Source organism: Pseudomonas sp. RIT-PI-a (assembly GCF_001187875.1).
Lineage (GTDB): Bacteria > Pseudomonadota > Gammaproteobacteria > Pseudomonadales > Pseudomonadaceae > Aquipseudomonas > Aquipseudomonas coleopterorum.
This window is the reverse complement of record NZ_LGIR01000033.1, coordinates 158,781-173,688: the sequence shown is the minus strand read 5'-3', so window position 1 is coordinate 173,688 and position 14,908 is coordinate 158,781. Positions and strand designations below refer to the sequence as shown.

General features: G+C 63.1%; 17 protein-coding genes and 1 pseudogene. 10 read left to right on the top strand and 8 right to left on the bottom strand.

What is annotated here, in order from left to right:
• Positions 1 to 69: 69 nt before the first annotated feature.
• From fabF to tmk, 4 genes are all read left to right on the top strand, one after another.
• Positions 70 to 1,314 carry a beta-ketoacyl-ACP synthase II gene (gene fabF / locus AC788_RS19730; RefSeq protein ID WP_049862238.1) on the top strand — a complete coding sequence of 415 codons (1,245 nt, stop codon included), beginning with the start codon at positions 70 to 72 and terminating at the stop codon, positions 1,312 to 1,314.
• On the top strand, positions 1,314 to 2,129 hold the full coding sequence (pabC, locus tag AC788_RS19725) for an aminodeoxychorismate lyase (RefSeq protein WP_049862237.1): 816 nt from the start codon (positions 1,314 to 1,316) through the stop codon (positions 2,127 to 2,129). The genes fabF and pabC overlap by 1 nt, the downstream gene beginning before the upstream one ends.
• Positions 2,130 to 2,132: 3 nt before the next feature.
• Positions 2,133 to 3,239, top strand: coding sequence for an endolytic transglycosylase MltG (gene mltG / locus AC788_RS19720; RefSeq protein ID WP_049862236.1), 1,107 nt, complete (start codon positions 2,133 to 2,135; stop codon positions 3,237 to 3,239).
• 99 nt (positions 3,240 to 3,338) lie between these two features.
• The gene (gene tmk, locus AC788_RS19715) at positions 3,339 to 3,980 is read left to right on the top strand and encodes a dTMP kinase (RefSeq protein WP_049862235.1); all 642 of its coding nucleotides are present in this window, start codon (positions 3,339 to 3,341) and stop codon (positions 3,978 to 3,980) included.
• Positions 3,981 to 4,045: 65 nt separating this feature from the next.
• Here the strand turns inward: tmk and AC788_RS21500 are convergent.
• From AC788_RS21500 to AC788_RS21880, 8 genes and pseudogenes are all read right to left on the bottom strand, one after another.
• Positions 4,046 to 4,204, bottom strand: a pseudogene (locus AC788_RS21500) (methyl-accepting chemotaxis protein); the annotation flags it as partial.
• Positions 4,205 to 4,461: 257 nt separating this feature from the next.
• Positions 4,462 to 4,893, bottom strand: a complete 432-nt coding sequence (locus AC788_RS19710) for a nitrile hydratase accessory protein (protein WP_049862234.1) — start codon at positions 4,891 to 4,893, stop codon at positions 4,462 to 4,464.
• Positions 4,890 to 5,543 (bottom strand): nitrile hydratase subunit beta, encoded by a 654-nt coding sequence (nthB, locus tag AC788_RS19705; RefSeq protein WP_049862233.1) that lies wholly within the window; start codon positions 5,541 to 5,543, stop codon positions 4,890 to 4,892. The genes AC788_RS19710 and nthB overlap by 4 nt, the downstream gene beginning before the upstream one ends.
• Complete coding sequence (nthA, locus tag AC788_RS19700; protein ID WP_049862232.1) at positions 5,540 to 6,190, bottom strand: nitrile hydratase subunit alpha; 651 nt, start codon at positions 6,188 to 6,190, stop codon at positions 5,540 to 5,542. Before nthA ends, nthB begins: the two co-directional genes overlap by 4 nt.
• 10 nt (positions 6,191 to 6,200) lie before the next feature.
• Positions 6,201 to 7,715 (bottom strand): amidase, encoded by a 1,515-nt coding sequence (locus AC788_RS19695; protein ID WP_049862231.1) that lies wholly within the window; start codon positions 7,713 to 7,715, stop codon positions 6,201 to 6,203.
• Positions 7,716 to 7,843: 128 nt separating this feature from the next.
• On the bottom strand, positions 7,844 to 8,713 hold the full coding sequence (locus AC788_RS19690) for a transporter (protein ID WP_049862230.1): 870 nt from the start codon (positions 8,711 to 8,713) through the stop codon (positions 7,844 to 7,846).
• Positions 8,714 to 8,796: 83 nt separating this feature from the next.
• On the bottom strand, positions 8,797 to 9,852 hold the full coding sequence (gene oxdA / locus AC788_RS19685; protein ID WP_049862229.1) for an aliphatic aldoxime dehydratase: 1,056 nt from the start codon (positions 9,850 to 9,852) through the stop codon (positions 8,797 to 8,799).
• A gap of 18 nt (positions 9,853 to 9,870) precedes the next feature.
• A complete protein-coding gene (locus AC788_RS21880; RefSeq protein ID WP_167375950.1) occupies positions 9,871 to 10,038 on the bottom strand; it encodes a hypothetical protein in 168 nt (55 codons plus the stop codon).
• 321 nt (positions 10,039 to 10,359) lie between these two features.
• On the opposite strand from AC788_RS21880, the gene AC788_RS19680 reads away from it, so the two are divergent.
• The 6 genes from AC788_RS19680 (at position 10,360) to AC788_RS19660 (ending at position 14,896) form a co-directional block, all read left to right on the top strand.
• On the top strand, positions 10,360 to 11,292 hold the full coding sequence (locus AC788_RS19680; RefSeq protein ID WP_049862228.1) for a helix-turn-helix domain-containing protein: 933 nt from the start codon (positions 10,360 to 10,362) through the stop codon (positions 11,290 to 11,292).
• 85 nt (positions 11,293 to 11,377) lie between these two features.
• Positions 11,378 to 11,599 (top strand): hypothetical protein, encoded by a 222-nt coding sequence (locus tag AC788_RS21660; RefSeq protein ID WP_152965775.1) that lies wholly within the window; start codon positions 11,378 to 11,380, stop codon positions 11,597 to 11,599.
• Positions 11,592 to 12,578: a DNA polymerase III subunit delta' gene (locus AC788_RS19675; RefSeq protein ID WP_049862227.1), complete on the top strand. Its 987-nt coding sequence runs from the start codon at positions 11,592 to 11,594 to the stop codon at positions 12,576 to 12,578. Before AC788_RS21660 ends, AC788_RS19675 begins: the two co-directional genes overlap by 8 nt.
• A 175-nt stretch (positions 12,579 to 12,753) precedes the next feature.
• Positions 12,754 to 13,110, top strand: coding sequence for a PilZ domain-containing protein (locus AC788_RS19670; protein WP_043185228.1), 357 nt, complete (start codon positions 12,754 to 12,756; stop codon positions 13,108 to 13,110).
• A gap of 13 nt (positions 13,111 to 13,123) precedes the next feature.
• Entirely contained in the window at positions 13,124 to 13,915 is a 792-nt protein-coding gene (locus AC788_RS19665) for a TatD family hydrolase (protein WP_049862226.1), read from the top strand.
• Between the two features lie 333 nt (positions 13,916 to 14,248).
• Positions 14,249 to 14,896, top strand: a complete 648-nt coding sequence (locus tag AC788_RS19660; protein ID WP_049862225.1) for a TetR/AcrR family transcriptional regulator — start codon at positions 14,249 to 14,251, stop codon at positions 14,894 to 14,896.
• The last annotated feature ends 12 nt before the right edge of the window (positions 14,897 to 14,908 follow it).

Below are 14,908 nucleotides of genomic sequence, written 5' to 3'. Positions count from 1 at the left end.
GCCTTCGTTGGCGTGCGGTTTTTTCTTTAGACGGCCGCGCGTTGATGTTTCCAGAATAAGGAGAGTGCTGTGTCGCGTAGACGCGTCGTGGTCACAGGTATGGGCATGCTGTCACCGCTGGGCACCGACGTGCCGAGCAGTTGGCAGGGCATCCTGGCCGGCCGCAGTGGCATAGGTCCTATCGAGCATACGGATCTATCGGCCTATTCGACCCGTTTCGGCGGCTCGGTGAAGGAGTTCGAGGTCGAGCAATACCTCTCGGTCAAGGAGGCACGCAAGCTCGACTTGTTCATTCAATACGGCCTGGCGGCGGGTTTCCAGGCGGTACGCAACGCCGGTCTTGAAGTCACCGACGCCAATCGCGAGCGTATCGGCGTGGCCATGGGTTCGGGCATTGGTGGCCTGACCAATATCGAAGAAACCTGCCGCATCATGCATGACAGCGGACCGCGCCGGATATCGCCCTTCTTCGTGCCTGGCTCGATCATCAACATGATCTCCGGTTTCCTGTCGATCCACCTCGGCGCTCAGGGGCCCAACTACGCGATCGCCACGGCCTGCACCACCGGCACCCATTGCATCGGCATGGCCGCGCGCAACATCGCGTATGGCGAAGCTGACGTGATGATCGCCGGTGGCGCGGAGATGGCTGCATGCGGCTTGGGCATGGGCGGCTTCGGCGCGGCCCGTGCGTTGTCCACGCGCAACGACGAGCCCACCCGTGCCAGCCGTCCGTGGGACAAGGGCCGTGACGGTTTCGTGTTGTCCGACGGTGCTGGCGCGCTGGTACTCGAAGAACTCGAGCATGCGCAGGCGCGCGGCGCGACCATCTATGCCGAACTGATCGGTTTCGGCACCAGCGGCGATGCGTTCCACATGACCTCGCCGCCCGAAGACGGCGCCGGCGCGGCGCGCTGCATGGCCAACGCCCTGCGCGATGCCGGCATTACGCCCGACCAGGTGCAATACATCAATGCCCATGGCACCTCGACCTCGGCGGGCGACCTGGCCGAAGTCAGTGCCATCAAGACCGTGTTCGGTGAGCATGCCTACAAGCTCGCAGTCAGCTCCACCAAGTCGATGACCGGGCACCTGCTCGGCGCCGCAGGTGCGGTCGAGGCGATTTTCAGTGTGCTGGCGATCAACAGCCAGATGGCGCCGCCCACCATCAACCTCGACGAGCCTGACGAAGGCTGCGATCTGGACTTCGTGCCCCATACCGCACGCAGCATGCCGATCGATGTGGTGCTGAGCAACTCGTTCGGGTTCGGTGGCACCAACGGTTCGCTGGTCTTCCGGCGCTTCGCCGGTTGATGCAGGCCTGGCTCGACGGGCAGCCATGCGATGCGCTGGGCCTGAAGAGTCGGGGCCTGGCCTACGGTGACGGTGTCTTCGAAACCGTCGCCGTGCGCGGTGGCCAGGCGGTACTTCTTGAACGTCATCTGACGCGCGTTACGCTGGGCTGCCAGCGTCTGGCCATCCTGATCGACTCGGATGTGCTGCGCGACGAAATTGTCCGCTATGCCGCAGCGCTGGAGAAGGGCGTGCTCAAGCTGATCGTCACCCGTGGCGACAGTGCCCGAGGTTACGCGCCCGATCCGCAGGCCGGTGCGCGACGTATTCTGCAAGGCGGTCCAAGCCCTGCCTATCCGCAGGCCAACGGCGCGCAGGGCGTGGAACTCTACCCCTGCAGTACGCGCCTGGCCGAGCAGCCGTTGCTGGCCGGACTCAAGCACCTCAATCGCCTGGAACAGGTCCTGGCACGCGCCGAATGGAGCGACCCGAGCTTCGCCGAAGGTTTGATGCTGGACATGTCCGGGCGCTTGGTCGAAGGGGTCTACAGCAATCTGTTTCTGGTCATCGACGGGGTGCTGCACACGCCTTCCCTGCAGCGCTGTGGCGTGGCCGGGGTGATGCGTGCCGAACTGCTGGAGCAGGCCGCAAGCCTGGGTCTGGAGGTTGTCGTGGACGACCTGTGGCCAGCGGACCTGGCACGGGCCGAGGAAGTCTTCGTGTGCAATAGCGTCTACGGCGTGTGGCCTGTGCGCGCATTCACGTCACTGAGGTGGCCGGCGGGTCCGCTCACCCGTAAACTGCAAGGCATTGCCCACGCGCTATTGGATGCCTGATTTGTGAAGCGTAAATTTCTGCTGTTGCTGGAGACGCTCATCGTGGTTGCCGTACTGGCAGCGGGCGTGGCGGCCTGGAAAGTCGACAGCGCCCTGAACCAGCCGCTGGCCGTCACTCAAGAACAATTGCTCGATGTACCCAACCGCGCGACCCCCGGCGGCACGATCCTGCGCATGGAGGCGGCGGGCACCCTGCGGGATGCCTTCTGGCTGCGTCTTTACTGGCGCTTCAATCGCGCCGGGCAGCCGCTGCACACCGGCGAATACCGCCTGACCCCGGGCATGACCGTGAACGAGCTGTTCAATGTCTGGCAGCGCGGCGAAGTGGTGCAGTACAGCCTGACCCTGGTCGAGGGCTGGAATTTCCGTCAGGTGCGCGCCGCGTTGGCGCGCCAGGAAAAGCTCGAGCAGACCTTGGGAGGCCTCAGTGACAGTGAAGTCATGGCGCGCATCGGCCACCCCAAGGTGTTTCCCGAAGGCCGGTTTTTCCCCGACACCTACAAGTACGTGCGTGGCATGAGCGATGTCGAGCTGCTGCAGCAGGCCTACGGGCGACTGGAAGAGGTGCTGGCCAGCGAATGGGCCGAGCGCGCCGCCAGCGCACCGTACAGCGAACCCTATCAGGCGCTGATCATGGCTTCTCTGGTGGAGAAGGAAACAGGTGTGCCCCAGGAGCGTGGCGAGATCGCCGGCGTCTTCGTGCGCCGCCTCAAGGCGGGCATGTTGCTGCAGACCGACCCGACCGTGATCTACGGCATGGGCGAACGCTACAACGGCAAGCTGACCCGCGCCGACCTGCGCGAGCCGACGGCCTACAACACTTACGTGATCGCCGGAATGCCGCCTACACCCATCGCCATGGTGGGCCGCGAAGCGATTCACGCCGCGCTCAACCCAGTTTCCGGTAGCAGCCTGTATTTCGTTGCGCGCGGCGACGGCAGCCATGTCTTTTCCGACGATCTGGATGCCCACAACGCTGCCGTGCGTGAGTACCAGCTCAAACGACGCGCCGATTATCGATCAAGCCCCGCGCCCGCGGCGGCGCCGAGCGAGACCGGCACGCGCGAGCCACAAGAGAAGCCGGACGCCGCCGAGGCGCCCGCTCAATGACGGTGCAGAGGTAGGCCGTTCGCGGAACGCATTCGTCTACCTTGCTGCAAAACCAGCCGCCGCATACCAAACAACACTTTCAGGTACCAGGACAAGCACATGGCAAAAGGTTGCCTCATCGTATGCGACGGAAATAACGGGGCGGGCAAGTCTTCCGTTATTCGCGCCATCGAAGAATTCCTGACCGCCAGGAACCACCCGGTGGTCATTACCCGCGAGCCTGGCGGTACACGGATCGGCGAGAAGATTCGCGAGGTGGTCCTTGATCCGGAGACGCCAGAACTCTGCGATACCACTGAGCTTTTGCTGTTCGCCGCTGCCAGAGCACAGCATCTGAAGGAAAAGATCATTCCTGCGATAGCGGCAGGCGAGGTCGTGGTGTGCGATCGCTTCACCCCTGCGACCGTGGCGTTCCAGCACTACGGACGGGGCATTGCGTTGGACCTGGTGCGAAGCATCAACGGCTTTGCGCTGGAGGGCTTTGCACCGGACCTAAACATCATCCTGGATGTGGATCCCGAGATCGGCATGAAGCGCGTCGCTTCCCGCGGCCAGGGGCTGGACCGGATGGAGAGGCAGAAGCTCGAGTTTCTTTCCAGGGCCCGGGACGGATTCCTGCGGCAGGCAGAGGAGGCGCCGGACACCTTCGTGGTCATCGATGCGTCAGAGCCGTTCGACGTGGTGAGCGGTAACGTTCTGGCCGTCGTTGCAAATCTGCTGACTGAAAAAGGGATCGGTTAGGCGATACCTCCCCAAAAAAGTGTATCGCCGCCTGCCTATTGCCTCGGCAAGGCACGCCCCAGACGTTAGCTGGCGATCATTCCGGCTCCCTCCCGGGTCGCTTCGCTGGTCCGCATGGCCAGTTTCCGTACCTCGTCGGCGACCACGGCGAATCCACGCCCGGCCTTGCCGGCCTCCCCGGCACGAGCCGCTTCGATCGCCGCGTTCACTGCCGGCAGATTGCTGGTGCACCGTGGTGCCGCACTCGGCGATCCGCTCCCTGGCGTGGGTTTGCTCGGCAAGCAGTTGCTCGCTGGCCCTGAATAGTCGCTGTAACAGGGGGTGGGTGCCGTTGGCAGGGGCGCGTCACCGCCTTCCAAGCGGTTCGCCAAGGCCGTCAGCGCACTACGGATAGAACCAAAGAGAAACGACACGCGACACCTCTCGACAGCAAAGCGATCCAATCGGCTGATGCAGACGTTTCTGCACCCCTCATTTCATCTCAGCCCGCCGGGCTGACCGTGACCGGTCCGGTGCGCCGTGAATGAGGGTGGGCATGGGCTGGCGGACAACTTGCGTTCAGCAGGTTCACGGGCTCTCCATGGGGCGTATTGAGGTAGGCTCGACACCACTCGTCGGCACGCTGGGAAATGGTGTCCCGCCCGCACAGGCCGAGCGTCTCCACCAGTGTTTCCATGGCATCGGACCACTGTCGGAAGTAGGCATCGTTGACGCTTTCGCCCGGCTGAGCAGGGGTTGCCTTGATCTGATCGCTGAAGACTTGCACCCATTGGGCCCAGCTGAAATGGCCTGCCTGGTGCAGGTGCACCACCAGGGAAAAGGCCTGAGCCTGCCAGGGATGCTCGAAAACCGATCCTTCGGTATCCAGCGGAAGGCCGAGGGTTGCGTAATCGCTGTGCGGGGTCGTGTTCATGCCGCCTCCAGATAGTTGTCCCACAGGTCGATGCACACCGAGTCCGGGGTGGCTGTGCCCCACAGTTCTTCGGCGCTGAACCGTACGGTGTAGACCTGTTGCGGTTGCTCATCCAGGCCGTGGGCCATGCTGTCGGGCGTTGCGAACGCACCATGGGCTAGTTCGATGACGCCGACCTTGCCCCGCGCATAGCGAGGCAGACGGATATGAGTGGTGGGGTTGAGGTTCTTCGCCCGCACCCTGTCGCCGACCTTGAAGCGGCCGGACACCTCGTGCTTGGCACGTGCCGAGGCGCCGCCGAGAATCACTGTCTCCACCAGATCTGCAGTGAGCACCTGAACCGGTTGTGGCGCTGGAGTCGGTGCAGCCCGACCGTGCAATTCGGCTGTGCTGATCACACCCTTTTCCACCAGCAGTGTCTCGAAGGCGTGTAGCCAGTGTTCGTAGTAGCTGCTTTCCAGGTAGTGGATCGGGTCCATGCGCTCGATGGAATGGCGGAACTCGTCGACATTGAAATGCCCCCCGGCAAACAGCGCGGCAAACAGCGGAAAGATCCGGCGCTCCCAGTCATGGTGAAAGACCGGTTCATCTTCTTCAGCCAGTACCGGGCCGAAGCCATGCAAACCACCCAGATCATGTATTCCATTCATTCGACGACCTCCTCTGAGGCGACGGGTGCGATGGGCAGCCCGGTGCCGATCATGGCGTCGCGGGTGACCAGTTCGCTCAGGCGCTCTTCGCTCCACCCCTGTGTGCCTGCGGGCTGTTCGGGCAGTACCAGGTAACGCAGGTCGGCGCTGCTGTCCCAGACGCGTACCTCCTGATGGGCAGGAATCTGTAGTCCGAATTCAGCCAACACGCCACGCGGGTCGATCACCACGCGCGAGCGGTAAGGGGCGGATTTGTACCAGGCAGGCGGCAGGCCGAGCGTGGGCCAGGGGTAGCATGAACAGAGCGTGCACACGGTGACGTTGTGCACTTGAGGGGTATTTTCCACTACCACCATCTCCTCGCCCTGCACGCCGGAAAAGCCCAGCTCGGCGATGGCAGCGGTGGCGTTTTCCAGCAGGCGACGTCTGTACTGCGGGTCGACCCAGGCCTTTGCCACTACGCGCGCGCCGTTGCGCGGGCCGATCTGGTGCTCGTAGGTGTCGATCAGCGCCTCCAGGGCGGCAGGGTCGACCAGGCCTTTATCCAGCAGCAGCGACTCCAGGGCCTTGATGCGCAGCTCTGCGGTGGCGGGCGGTTCGGTGTGGTCGTGATGATGATCGTGGTCGTGGTCGTGGTCGTGGCTCATTGCTGGATCCTCACAGGTGTTGCCAGTCGATACTGGCCTCGAAGGCGGCGGCGGCTTGATACAGCGTGCTTTCGCCGTAATGGCGCGCCACCAGCATCATGCCGACTGGCAGCCCCTCGACTTGGCCACAGGGGATCGACATCGCCGGATGGCCGGTGACATCGAATGCCGCGGTGTTGCCGATCATCTCGAATGCGCGTGCCACATAGTCGGTCAACGAGACGGTCGCCGAGGGCAGTGGTTGGGCCAGAATCGGCACGGTGGGCATGAGCAGGACGTCGTAGTCACTCAGCGCCTGGTCATAGGCCGCGCGGACGCGGCGGGCCAGGTTCTGTGCCTTGGCGTAGTAGCGACCGTGGTAGCGCTCCAGACCGTACTGGCCGACGAACATGCACAGCTTGAGGGTCGCCGACAGCGCGTCGGCGTTTTCACGCCACTGGGCATGCTTGTCCAGCAGCGCGACGTCGTACAGACCTTTCCAGTTAAAGCCCATGCCATTGCCGTGCATCATCTGCGCCGTCAGCCCTTCGCAGCCGATCGGTTGCCAGAGCGCGCCGGCCAGGCCATGTTCGGCTATCGACACTTCGCTGACCTGAGCGCCGAGTTGCTGCAGATGATTGATCGCGAAGCGGACCTTGTCGGCCACCCGCGGATCGAGGTTCGGCAGTTGGAAACCCTCCAGCAGGACGCCGATCCTGAGCCCGCGCACGCCGCGATCCAGCACCTGGGTGTAGGGCTCGACCACCGGGGCATACTGGCGCGGATCAAGACCGTCGGCACCGGCAATCACTTCGAGCATCAGCGCGTTGTCGTACACGTTGGCGGTGATGGGCCCTGCGTGGTCGACTGTCGCCTCGATGGGCATGATCCCGGAGTACGGCACCAGGCCATGGGTGGGCTTCATGCCGTAGGTGCCGCAAAACGCTGACGGGATTCGGATCGAGCCGCCCTGATCGCCACCGATGGCCATATCCACCGCCCCTGACGCTACCAGTGCGGCGCTGCCGGAGGAGGACCCTCCGGCGATGTAGCCGTGTCGGCGCGGGTTGTGCACCGGCCCCGGGTCGGAGGTGTGACTCCCGCCGGACAGGCAGAAATGCTCGCAGGTGGCTTTACCGGTAATGGTCGCGCCCGCATCGAGCAGCCGGCTGACAATGGTGGCATCGAAGGAGGGCACGAAGCCCTCCAGGGTGCTGGCACCGTTCATCATCGGTACCCCGGCCAAGGCAATGTTGTCCTTCAGCGCAACGGTACGTCCGGCCAGTTTGCCTTGAGCGGCGCCGCAGACCTCGGTGCGGTAGTACCAGGCGTTGAGCGGGTTGTCGGCCTTGCTGGGGCGCAGGCCTGCGTCACGCGGGTAGCGCACCGGCGGGATTTCGTCGGGCTGGGCATCGATGAGGTCGTAGGCGTCGAAGCTCGGTTGCATCAGGGCCAGATACTCGCTCGCCTGCTCTGTCGTCAGGTGCATGTGCAGGCGCTGCGCGAGCGCGTCGAGTTGTTCGGGAGTGGGGCGTTCGATGGCCATGGAGTGTCCTGTTTCGGTACGGCGCACGGGGTGCGCTGGGTCACGGTCGGGTGGAGTCAAGAGTGGCGCGTCCGCCGGCCGATGGCTTGGCTGTGGCGGACAGCGGCTTGGCTGAGACGGTCAGGCCGTCAAAACACATGGGCGTAGCGCAGGTTCACCCGCATGTCTTCGCGCGGGCCGTTTTCCACGGACAGGTCCCGGCCCAGCTGCAGCTGCAGCTGATCGCGCGGGCTGACAAAGGTGGTGGCGCTGAGGCGCAAATACGTGGTGCGGGTTTCATCGTCCTGATGCACGCCGTCGACGCTGTTTTCACCGCCCCAGTTATGGCCGACGCCTACGGCGAAGGCGGTCTGTGGTGTGGGCATGTAGCGGCCCATGAGCTGGACGCTGTAGGACACCTGCTGCTCGCGTCGGACCGAGTCGGCGCCGTAGTCGTTGTTGTCGCCGTACCAGATGACGTCGCCGACCATGTCGACGGCCCATTTCTCTCCAAATCGTTTGACATAGGCAGATTGCAAATCGAGTTTCCAGCGATGCTCGCCCAGGTTCAGGCCTTCTTCATTGTCGTATTCGCCAGTGGGTACGTACAGGTAGGGCGTGAAGGCAAGCACGTCGCCGGCGTCATTGAGCCGGTACTTGAAAGCGGGCGCCAGGATCAGGTCGCCGATGCCATTGCTGTCCCCGAGGAGCGAGGCATCGCCATGGCCGGCGACGCGACCGAAAGGCAAGAGGAACTGCGGGTCGACCGTGAGTCGGTCGGTCAGCGCATAGACATGCAGCAGTCGCAGGATGCCGATGTCCGAGCGCACATCGAAATCCGAGCTGGCTTTGTGGCCATTGGCATACAGATTGTCGGTGCGGGCGTGTTGGTAATAGAGCAAGCCAATGGTGGCGTTGGTGGGGAACTGGTCGTAATCGCCCGGAGCCACTTCAGCGGCCTGAGCGGTAAGCGAGCAGCACAGTGAGGCGAGCGTGATGGGGTAACGAATCGTGGCCATGGCCGAGCACCTTTTCATGGACAAACGGGGGCCAGCACCCCGCCAGGCGGGATGTGGGCTTGAGCGCAGAGGGTTGCCGCCGGTCAGGCGGGCAGGGGTTGGGCGTCGCGCAGCATGCCGGTCTGGGCATGGCAGTTGATGTACTCGAACAACTGGTTGCGACCGTCGCTGACCGATACTTCGTGGTACAGGCGCAGTTTCGAGAGCCCGCCAATCACCCTGAAGAACGTGGTGAAGATGCGCAGGTGGGTCGGGTGCGATTCGGCCCACCGCTCCAGGCGATCGAGCGAACGCCAATGGCCAATGTCGTAGGCGATGTCCAGCAGATTGCCGTCAAGGTCGACGTTGCGCACGAAACGGTTGCTGTAGCAGCCAAGGGCCTGGCCTTGGTCGCGCAGAAAATCCATGCCGTCCTGGAGCGGTGGGAGCATTTCCTGAAAGTACAGCGCGCGCTCTTCCTCACCGGCCTCGACCCAGTCTTGCCCGGAGCGGATCAGGGTCAGGTTGTCGTGGCCGCGGACCAGTACTCGTCCGCCTTTTGCCGGATCGCCCGAGATGACCTGCAGGGACGCGTCGGGTCGCATCCGGTCGGTTTGCGACACAGGAAATCGGTCTCGCGCAGACCCCCAATAGCCATGCTCCTGAATTTCACCGCTGATGCCGTCCATGACGGCGCCCACGCCGGGCAAGTCATCGGTAAAGGCGTACAAGGTTTCGAATTGCTCGGCGCGCGGTGCCACTACTTCTCGGAAGTAGCCCAGGTGCTCGCTCAGGCGCTCGTCGCTGGCCCACCATGACTCGACCGCAGGGCTGCGCAGCCAGCGACAGTAGGCGGCAGGGTCGGCCCAGTAACCGACCACGATGAAATTGCCGTAGCCTTGGTTGTCCTCGTGATAGGTGATGTCGTGATTGCCCGGGGCATCATCGCCAGCGAACTGCGCGACGATCTTTTGCATGGCCTGGACCGCGATGGCGTGGTGGACGGGCAGGAACTGCACGCCCAGATAAGCCATGACCACCTGCTCGAGCTTGGGGTCGGCACGGCCGACGAACATGGGAAACGGTGGCTGGTAGTCGTCGTCCACACGGCGGGACAGCGTGCGTGGGCATTTCAGATGCTTGTCGATTGCAGATTCCATGGGCACTCCTTGAGACGATCAGGCTGAGGTATCGAGGCAGTTGGACGAGGCACGTCCACGTCGGCGAAGCTGGTAGGCCAGGCAACCCAGTTCGATCAGCACCGATACGAACTCTTCCGGCGCCAGATCACGGCCCTTGAGGGCCAGCAGGCATTCGGCAAAGGGGGACGGACGCAGGCTGGGCATGGGGCCTCCAACGGTCACCGTGAGTGGCGACCTCGATGGGGCTCACGTTAAGGCAAGCTTCGCGAGTGCCGCTTGATTCGGGCGGACGTCGGCTTGGTTGAAAAGGACAGTGCGCGATCGAGGGTCCGATGTGCCTCATCGATTGGCAGGGTCGTGGTCGCTGGCGCCATTTCAGCGCACGTCCATACCCGTACTTTCGGCCCGCGGTACGTATCATGCGGCATCACAGGCACTGGCCCGATAGTTGCTGGGCGAACTGCCGAACAGGCCCTCCGGGGCTTCGTGAAGGGGGCGTGAGCCCGTTACCGCGAGATCGATGTCATGAGCCAAGCCGCTTACACCACCCTGGCCGTCGCCGCCCCGCAGCGTTTCGATTACTGGAAGGAAGTGATCTGCCGACACTGCATTCCGGCTTCCAGTAAAGCTCTGGAGGACACGCCGTTCGAGGGCCAATTACGCGTGCAAGGCCTCGGCCCGCTGGATATCTGCTCGCTGAGCGCCGCACTGCATGAGTGGGAGCGCAAGCCCGGCGACCTGCGAACCGGTCCGGATGACGACCTGTGGCTGGGTTTTATCGAGCATGGCCATGGCAAGTTGGAGCAAGGCGGGCGTAACGCGTTGTTGCAGCCCGGCAGCCTGGTGCTTTACGACGCCGCGCAGACCTTTCGTTTCAGCCTGGGAGGTCGCGACAACCATCTCATGCGCATTCCCCGGCACCTGCTCAGCAGCCGCTTACCGCAGGTAGAGCGTTTGACCTCTACCGTCCTCGACGAAGGGCGTCCTGGCGTAGTGCCGCTGCGCGAAATGCTGCGCCAGGCCGCTACCCAGCCTGCGGCCCTGGAGCCGCCGGAGGTGGCCGGACGGTTCTCGCAAACGCTGCTGGATCTGCTGGTGCTGAGTCTGGAGTTGCAGGACAGCAACACCGCCAGTATTGAGCGCGGCTTGTATGCCCGTGCCATGAACTACATGTTGCGTCATCTGGCCGAGACAGACTTGAGCGTGGAGCGCATCGCACAGGCCCACCATGTGTCACCACGAACGGTCACCCGTGCTTTCGCCCGCCACCAGAAAACACCCATGGCAGCGCTCTGGCAGGTGAGACTGCAACGCAGCCGCGAAGCGATCGAATGCGGCCAGGCCCGTTCCGTGTCGCAGGTGGCACTGGACTATGGCTTTTCCGATTTCTCGCATTTCAGCCATGCCTTCAAGAAAGCGTTCGGCGTTTCGCCCAGTACGTTACTGAAACGACAGTAAGGCGAGCGGCGTTACCTATCTGCCTGTTCTGACGTCACCATTGGGGACATGCCTGGCCTGCACGCGCCATTCACCCTGTCCAGACATGGCCCACAAGACCCTATACAATCACCAGGCTTCACGGCTGGCGGGTCTGCCTGTTCCCGCTTTGAAAATGCCCATTTCGCCAGCGATGGGATTATTCTCCTCATTGAAAATTGTAGGCTCGATGACGTTTCCAGTGATTTTGCCCGGCGTTGACGTCTGGTTTGCATTGCTTTCGGGCAAAGGATTGTCGACCGAACTGCGAGGGCATTTGCGTGGCTGAAGCCTACCCCTGGCAAGACGACCTGTGGCACAAGCTCACCGGACGCACCCAGCATGCCCACGCCTATCTGCTGCACGGGCCACAGGGTATCGGCAAGCGTGCCCTGGCCGAGCGGCTGATGGCGTTGCTGTTGTGCCAGCGTCCCGCCGCGCAGCAGGCCTGTGGCGCCTGCAAGTCCTGTCTGCTGCTGCACGCCGGCAGCCATCCGGACAACTTCATCCTCGAACCCGAGGAAGCGGACAAGGCGATCAAGGTCGACCAAGTCCGCGAACTGGTGGCGTTCGTGGTGCAGACGGCGCAGCTGGGTGGGCGCAAGGTGGTGCTGATCGAGCCCACCGAGGCCATGAACATCAACGCCGCCAATGCCTTGCTGAAGAGTCTCGAAGAGCCTTCGGGCAATACCGTGTTGCTGTTGGTCAGCCATCAGCCCAGCCGCCTGCTGCCCACGGTCAAGAGCCGGTGCGTGCAGCAGGCCTGCCCGCTGCCGAGCCAGGCAGTCAGCCTGCAATGGCTGGCCACGGCGCTGCCGGACGTGGACGAAGGCGCGCGCGCCGATCTGCTGGCCCTGGCTGCCGGCTCGCCTCTGGCCGCCGTCAGGTTGCAGGCTGCCGGGATCGTCGAGCAGCGGGCACTGGTCGTCGATGGGGTGAAGAAGCTGTTGAAAGGGCAGCAGACGCCCAGCCAGTTGGCCGACGCCTGGAGCGGTGTACCGTTGCTGCTGCTGTTCGACTGGTTCTGCGAGTGGTCGAACCTGCTGCTGCGCTATCGCCTGACGGCGGACGAGCAGGGCCTGGGCTTGAGCGACATGCGCAAGGTGCTGCAATATCTGGCCGACAAGAGCACTCAGGACAAGGTGCTGGCCATTCAGGACTGGGTGCTGATGCAGCGCCAGAAGGTTCTGGCCAAGGCCAACTTGAACAGGGTGTTGCTGATCGAAGCGCTGCTGGTGTCCTGGATGGCCTTGCCGGGGCAGCGGTGATGGGTGCATTGTGATCGGACGCTGCCGACGCCGGAGGCGGCTTGCACCGCTGCTACAGGGGCGGCCAAATGCAGCCTGCATGTGAATGTGTAGCAGCGGCGCAAGGGATTTTTCCGATACAACGCGGCACTGCCAACCGTGGCCGCAAAAATCGACCACCAGTAAGGGAGCACGAATGAATCAACCCGTCAGTCCCGGACCGCGCAACGGCATTCTGTCCCTGACCATCAAGGACAAGGCCGTCCTGTATGCCGCCTACATGCCGTTCATCAAGAACGGTGGCCTGTTCATCCCCACCAGCAAGAGCTACAAGTTGGGCGATGAGTTGTTCATGCTGCTCAACCTGATGGACGAGCCGGAAAAGATTCCGGTCGCTGGCCGCGTGGCCTGGATCACCCCCAAGGGCGCCCAGGGCAACCGCGCTGCCGGAGTCGGCGTGCAGTTCAACGATGGCGACAACACGGCGCGCAACAAGATCGAAACCTACCTGGCCGGTGCCTTGAAGTCCGACCGTCCCACTCACACGATGTAGTTGTCCTATCCTCATGCTTGTAGATTCCCACTGTCACCTGGATCGCCTCGACCTCGCCGAACACAACGGCTGCCTGGACACCGCGCTCAATGCCGCGCGCGCCTGCGGTGTCGGCCACTTCCTGTGCATCGGCGTGAGCGCCGACAATGCTGCAGCGGTCAAGGCCCTGGCCGGCCGCTACGACGATGTCGATTGCTCGGTCGGCATTCATCCCCTGGACCTGGCACCCGGGCAGCCACCGGCCCTGGACTGGCTGCTAGGCGAGCTCGATGATCCCCGCGTCGTGGCGATCGGCGAAACCGGCCTGGATTACCACTACGAACCCGAGGCCGCAGAGTTGCAGCAGGCATCGTTCCGCCTGCACCTGCAGGCGGCCAACCTGACCGGCAAACCGGTCATCGTGCATACCCGCGGCGCGCGTGCCGACACCCTGGCCCTGTTGCGCGAGGCGCAGTTGCCCCAGGCCGGCGTACTGCACTGCTTCACCGAAGATTGGGACATGGCCAAGGCTGCCCTCGACCTGGGCTTCTACATTTCGCTGTCCGGTATCGTGACGTTCCGCAATGCCGATGCCCTGCGCGAAGTCGCCCGCCAGGTGCCTGCCGATCGCCTGCTGGTCGAGACCGATTCGCCTTACCTGGCGCCCATTCCCTACCGTGGCAAGTCCAACCTGCCGCAGTACGTTCGTGAAGTGGCGCAGTGCATCGCCACGGTCCGGGGCGAGACGTTCGAAAGCCTGGCCGAGCGCACCACCGACAACTTTTGCCGGCTGTTCCCACTGGCACGGGTTCGTCGTCAGGCCTGAGCGTTGCGCAGGCAAAAAAAACCCGGGCTCTGGGGGGAGAATCCCGGGTCAAGACCATTAGGAGTCACTACAGGCGCGTGGTCCATCGACGCCTTGCCGACGCGTCATTGGGGGAGATGACGCGACGACTCCTTGAGTATCGTCGAGCGCCGGTCGGGCGCCAGTGCCCATGCGGGTTTTCTTAAACGTATTTGGAATACGTGCAAGGTTGCTCAGCACCGATTTCGGGGTTGTGTGGCATATCCGCCATAACGCCAGAGATTTCGGATGATCCGTGCATTTTGACCTCATACAGGCATAATGACGGCCTTCGCTTTCGATCCAGTCCTTCCTATGCAAAAAGAACCTCGTAAGGTCCGTGAGTTTCGCCGCCGTGAGCAGGAAATCCTCGACACCGCGCTTGCGCTCTTTCTCGAGCAGGGCGAAGACAGCGTCACGGTCGAGTTGATCGCCGACACCGTCGGTATCGGCAAAGGCACCATCTACAAGCACTTCAAATCCAAGGCCGAGATCTACCTGCGCCTGATGCTCGACTACGAGCGCGATTTGAACGCACTGCTGCATTCGGCCGACATCGATCGCGACAAGGAAGCCTTGTCCCGCGCCTATTTCGAATTCCGCATGCGCGATCCGCAGCGCTACCGACTGTTCGACAGGCTCGAAGAGAAGGTCGTCAAAGGCAATCAGGTGCCCGAACTCGTCGAGCAGTTGCATACGATTCGCGCGTCCAATTTCGAGCGACTGACCTTCCTCATCGAGGGACGGATCAGCGAAGGCAAGCTGGAGGATGTGCCGCCGTACTTCCACTATTGCGCAGCCTGGGCTCTGGTGCACGGCGCGGTGGCGCTGTATCACTCGCCGTTCTGGAGCAATGTGCTGGAAGATCAGGAAGGCTTTTTCCAGTTCCTGATGGACATCGGCGTGCGCATGGGCAACAAGCGCAAGCGCGATCCGGAACTGCCGGGTCCCAAGGAATCCTGAGCCTGGGCACTC

Excerpts from the sequence above, each read along its gene's own strand:
- pabC (WP_049862237.1), top strand. The coding sequence starts at position 1,314 with ATGCAGGCCTGGCTCGACGGGCAGCCATGCGATGCGCTGGGCCTGAAG.
- tmk (WP_049862235.1), top strand. The coding sequence starts at position 3,339 with ATGGCAAAAGGTTGCCTCATCGTATGCGACGGAAATAACGGGGCGGGC.
- AC788_RS19710 (WP_049862234.1), bottom strand. The coding sequence starts at position 4,893 with ATGAACACGACCCCGCACAGCGATTACGCAACCCTCGGCCTTCCGCTG.
- nthB (WP_049862233.1), bottom strand. The coding sequence starts at position 5,543 with ATGAATGGAATACATGATCTGGGTGGTTTGCATGGCTTCGGCCCGGTA.
- nthA (WP_049862232.1), bottom strand. The coding sequence starts at position 6,190 with ATGAGCCACGACCACGACCACGACCACGATCATCATCACGACCACACC.
- AC788_RS19695 (WP_049862231.1), bottom strand. The coding sequence starts at position 7,715 with ATGGCCATCGAACGCCCCACTCCCGAACAACTCGACGCGCTCGCGCAG.
- AC788_RS19690 (WP_049862230.1), bottom strand. The coding sequence starts at position 8,713 with ATGGCCACGATTCGTTACCCCATCACGCTCGCCTCACTGTGCTGCTCG.
- oxdA (WP_049862229.1), bottom strand. The coding sequence starts at position 9,852 with ATGGAATCTGCAATCGACAAGCATCTGAAATGCCCACGCACGCTGTCC.
- AC788_RS21880 (WP_167375950.1), bottom strand. The coding sequence starts at position 10,038 with ATGCCCAGCCTGCGTCCGTCCCCCTTTGCCGAATGCCTGCTGGCCCTC.
- AC788_RS19680 (WP_049862228.1), top strand. The coding sequence starts at position 10,360 with ATGAGCCAAGCCGCTTACACCACCCTGGCCGTCGCCGCCCCGCAGCGT.
- AC788_RS21660 (WP_152965775.1), top strand. The coding sequence starts at position 11,378 with ATGGCCCACAAGACCCTATACAATCACCAGGCTTCACGGCTGGCGGGT.
- AC788_RS19670 (WP_043185228.1), top strand. The coding sequence starts at position 12,754 with ATGAATCAACCCGTCAGTCCCGGACCGCGCAACGGCATTCTGTCCCTG.
- AC788_RS19665 (WP_049862226.1), top strand. The coding sequence starts at position 13,124 with ATGCTTGTAGATTCCCACTGTCACCTGGATCGCCTCGACCTCGCCGAA.
- AC788_RS19660 (WP_049862225.1), top strand. The coding sequence starts at position 14,249 with ATGCAAAAAGAACCTCGTAAGGTCCGTGAGTTTCGCCGCCGTGAGCAG.